Origin of the sequence: Streptomyces europaeiscabiei, assembly GCF_001550375.1 — a bacterium.
Lineage (GTDB): Bacteria > Actinomycetota > Actinomycetes > Streptomycetales > Streptomycetaceae > Streptomyces > Streptomyces europaeiscabiei.
Genome location: NZ_LRTR01000504.1, coordinates 1 through 3,998 on the forward strand (window position 1 = coordinate 1; position 3,998 = coordinate 3,998).

Annotated in this window: 3 protein-coding genes and 1 pseudogene; 3 read left to right on the plus strand and 1 reads right to left on the minus strand. The window is 74.3% G+C overall.

Annotated elements, in window-relative coordinates; all coding sequences use genetic code 11:
* A pseudogene (locus AWZ10_RS24305) lies at positions 1–1,006 on the plus strand (primosome assembly protein PriA); the annotation flags it as partial.
* An 85-nt stretch (positions 1,007–1,091) separates the two neighbouring features.
* Here AWZ10_RS24305 and AWZ10_RS24310 read toward each other — a convergent pair.
* Positions 1,092–1,649: a hypothetical protein gene (locus AWZ10_RS24310; RefSeq protein ID WP_037701392.1), complete on the minus strand. Its 558-nt coding sequence runs from the start codon at positions 1,647–1,649 to the stop codon at positions 1,092–1,094.
* A 357-nt stretch (positions 1,650–2,006) separates the two neighbouring features.
* On the opposite strand from AWZ10_RS24310, the gene fmt reads away from it, so the two are divergent.
* Entirely contained in the window at positions 2,007–2,939 is a 933-nt protein-coding gene (gene fmt / locus AWZ10_RS24315) for a methionyl-tRNA formyltransferase (protein ID WP_060892032.1), read from the plus strand.
* Between the two features lie 158 nt (positions 2,940–3,097).
* Positions 3,098–3,998: transcription antitermination factor NusB (locus tag AWZ10_RS24320; protein WP_279616640.1), on the plus strand; the 901-nt coding region annotated here is incomplete at its 3' end.

Here is a 3,998-nt window from a genome sequence, read left to right on the forward strand (position 1 = left end):
GGCGGCGCGGCTGCCCAGCCTCGCCGGGCAGGTCGCGCGGGACGGCCTCAGGGACGGACCCGTGCTCGTGCAGGTGCCTCGGCGGGGGTACGTACCGCGGATGGCCTGCGCGCGATGCCGGGAGCCCGCGCGGTGCCGGCACTGTGCGGGGCCGTTGGAGGCGCGGGACGGCGCCGGGGCCCTGTTGTGCGGGTGGTGCGGGCGCGAGGAGGCCGGCTGGCACTGCCCCGAGTGCGGGGGCCACCGGCTCCGGGCGCAGGTCGTGGGGGCGCGGCGGACCGCGGAGGAACTGGGGCGGGCCTTTCCCGCTGTGCCCGTGCGGACCTCCGGGCGGGAGCATGTGCTGGACACCGTGCCGGGGACGCCCGCACTGGTCGTGAGCACGCCGGGTGCCGAGCCGGTCGCCGAGGGCGGGTACGCGGCAGCCCTGCTGCTTGACGGGTGGGCCATGCTCGGGCGGCCCGATCTGCGGGCCGGGGAGGAGGCGCTGCGGCGGTGGATCGGCGCCGCGGCGCTGGTACGGAACCAGGGGGTGGGCGGCACGGTCGTCGTGGTCGCCGAGCCGACCCTGCGGCCCGTGCAGGCGCTCGTGCGATGGGATCCGGTGGGGCACGCGGTGCGGGAACTGGCCGAGCGGGCCGAGCTGGGTTTTCCGCCGGTGTCGCGGATGGCGGCCGTGTCCGGGACCGCCCAGGCCGTGGTCGATTTCCTGGGTGCGGTCGAACTGCCTTCGGACGCCCAGGTGTTGGGGCCTGTTCCCATGGCGGTGCCGGCCTCCGGGACCGGCACCGGATCCGCTGCGGGTACGACGGATGCGGGAAGGGTGCGGCGGGCGGGGGCGCCGTCGGCGGGGGAGCGGTGGGAGCGGGCGCTGATCCGGGTGCCGCCGGGGAGTGGGGCGGCGCTGGCCGCCGCGTTGAAGAGTGCGCAGGCGGCGCGGATGGCGCGTGGGGTGAGTGAGAGCGAGCGGGTGCGGCTTCGGGTGGATCCGCTGGACATCGGCTGAGTGGCCCACAGGAGCCGTGCCGGATGGTGGCCGGGCGTGCGACTGCCTCCCGGTGGGACACCGGGAGGCAGGGCAGGGGGTCGGGTCAGCCGTTGCGCGGGCCGGGGAAGGCCGTGGGTCTGACGTCTTCTCGGAGAGTGGGGCTGCCGGCTGTCGGCTGGGTCGGCATGTGCGCGGGCATCGGAGCCGGCATCGAGCGGGCCGCGGGGACCGTGGGGATGCCGGAGCCGACATTGACGGGGCGGCTGCCCTGGGGATCTCCCGTACGCTCCGCTTCCGCCGCTGCCTGGGCGGCCGCGCGGCGGGCGCCGTAACGGCGGTGTACGGCCTGCTTGGTGACCCCGAGGGCCGAGCCCACCGCGTCCCACGAGAAACCGAGTGAGCGGTCGAAGTCCACGGCGGCCGTGACCAGGGTCTCGACACTGTCCCGCAGCTCCTGGGCGAGGCGGACGGTCGGGGCGGGGGCGCGTCCGTAGACGACGAAGCCCGTGGAGGGGCCGGAGCGGCGCGGGCGGTAGACGTTGCCCAACTGGGCGGTGAGGGTGCGCAGTGCGTCCACCTGCCGGCGGACCCGCTCGATGTCCCGCACCAGCAAGTGCAGGCTGGCCCGAGCCTGGGCGTCGTGGGTTGCGTGGTCGGCCATGAACAAGCCTCTCGAACCGGCGTTGAAAAGGGGAAGTGCCGCGATTGCGGCCCGTAGTGGTCAACTCTTTCTTGACCAACGCGAATTCGCTCCGCTGGTAACGGGGTGGGGGCGTGGGGGCATATGCGTGGGGCGCGTGGGTGGGGGTGCGCCCCTGCTGTCGTTGGGCTTTGTGGGGTCTCCCACGCGCGCACCGCCGGTGCGGGTCGGCTGACGAACACGGGTCTCCCGTGGGGCCGATCGCCCTTGGCGGCCGCGGTCGATCGGTGGTTGGGCGTGGAACATAGACTGGGGTGTTGTCCCGCGTCGTCGCGTGTGGGGCGTACGAACTTCCGTGCGAGAGGCCGTCAGTCATCCATGAAGCTTGTCTTCGCTGGTACCCCAGAGGTCGCTGTTCCCGCGCTGGACGCGCTGATCGCGTCGGGGAGGCATGAGGTGGCCGCGGTCGTGACGCGGCCGGACGCGCCTGCGGGGCGGGGGCGGCGACTGGTCGCGAGCCCTGTGGCGCGGCGTGCGGAGGAAGCGGGCATCGAGGTGCTGAAGCCGCACCGGCCCCGGGACGAGGCGTTCCTCGCCCGGCTCCGGGAGATCGCCCCCGACTGCTGTCCTGTCGTCGCGTACGGGGCCCTGCTGCCTCGGGTCGCCCTCGACGTGCCCGCCCAGGGGTGGGTCAACCTGCACTTCTCCCTGCTGCCCGCCTGGCGGGGCGCCGCTCCCGTGCAGCACTCCGTCATGGCGGGGGACGAGATCACCGGGGCGTCCACCTTCCTCATCGAGGAGGGGCTCGACTCCGGACCCGTGTACGGGACGGTCACCGAGGAGATCCGGCCGACGGACACGAGCGGTGATCTGCTGACCCGGCTCGCCTTCGCGGGGTCCGGGCTGCTCGCCGCCACGATGGACGGGATCGAGGACGGGACCCTGAAGGCCGTGCCCCAGCCCGTCGACGGGATCACCCTGGCGCCGAAGATCACCGTGGAGGACGCGCGGGTCGACTGGGCCACGCCCGCGCTGCGCGTCGACCGGGTCGTGCGTGGCTGCACGCCCGCGCCGGGCGCCTGGACGACGTTCCGGGGCGAGCGGCTGAAGCTCGTCCACGTCGTGCCGGTGCCCGAGCGGACCGATCTCGCCCCGGGCGCGCTCGGCGTCGGCAAGAACAACGTGTACGTCGGGACCGGGTCGTACGCCGTGGAACTGCTCTGGGTGCAGGCGCAGGGCAAGAAGCCGATGCGGGCCGCCGACTGGGCGCGCGGGGTGCGGATCGACTCCGGCGAGTCCGTCGGCGACTGAATCGCCGGAGCGCGACCGTCGCAGACCCGCCGGGGACCGACGCCCGGCAGAGCCCATCGCCACCGTGCCCGCAGGCCCACGCGGCCGACGCCAGGCGGTTCGTCCCCGCGGCGTACCCTGGGGGTGGCATCTCGACCCGTATCCGGAGCACCTTTTTCGTGAGTGAGCAGTCCCGTCGTCCGCGTAAGCCGGGCAAGCCGTACCGCCGTCCCCACAAGGACCCCGTCCGCATGCTCGCCTTCGAGGCGCTCAGGGCCGTGGACGAAAGGGACGCGTACGCGAACCTGGTTCTGCCGCCGCTGCTGCGCCGGGCGCGGGAGAAGGAGGGACCCGACAAGTTCGACGCGCGGGACGCGGCTCTCGCGACCGAGCTGGTGTACGGGACGCTGCGACGGCAGGGGACCTACGACGCGGTCATCGCGGAGTGTGTGGACCGGCCGTTGCGCGAGGTCGACCCGCCGGTGCTCGATGTGCTGAGCCTCGGCGCGCACCAACTGCTGGGGACGCGGATTCCCACCCATGCCGCCGTGTCCGCCTCCGTCGATCTCGCGCGGGTCGTCCTCGGGGACGGGCGGGCCAAGTTCGTGAACGCCGTGCTGCGCAAGATCGCGCAGCATGACCTCGACGGGTGGCTGGAGCGGGTCGCACCGCCCTACGACGACGATCCGGAGGATCACCTCGCCGTCGTGCACTCGCATCCCCGCTGGGTCGTCTCCGCGCTCTGGGACTCCCTCGGCGGCGGGCGCGCCGGGATCGAGGACCTGCTGGAGGCCGACAACGAGCGGCCCGAGGTCACCCTTGTGGCCCGGCCCGGTCGGGCCACCACCGAGGAGCTGCTCCGCGAGGAGGCCGCGGTGGCGGGGCGCTGGTCGCCGTACGCCGTGCGGCTCTCCGAAGGCGGGGAGCCGGGTGCAGTGGACGCCGTGCGGGAAGGCCGCGCGGGTGTGCAGGACGAGGGCAGCCAGCTCGTGGCGCTCGCCCTCGCGGGCGCCCCGGTGGAGGGGCCCGACAAGGCGTGGCTCGACGGGTGTGCCGGACCCGGCGGCAAGGCCGCGCTGC

What these genes read in the sequence shown, in the direction of transcription:
- AWZ10_RS24310 (WP_037701392.1), bottom strand. Translation starts at nt 1,649, where the DNA reads ATGGCCGACCACGCAACCCACGACGCCCAGGCTCGGGCCAGCCTGCAC.
- fmt (WP_060892032.1), top strand. Translation starts at nt 2,007, where the DNA reads ATGAAGCTTGTCTTCGCTGGTACCCCAGAGGTCGCTGTTCCCGCGCTG.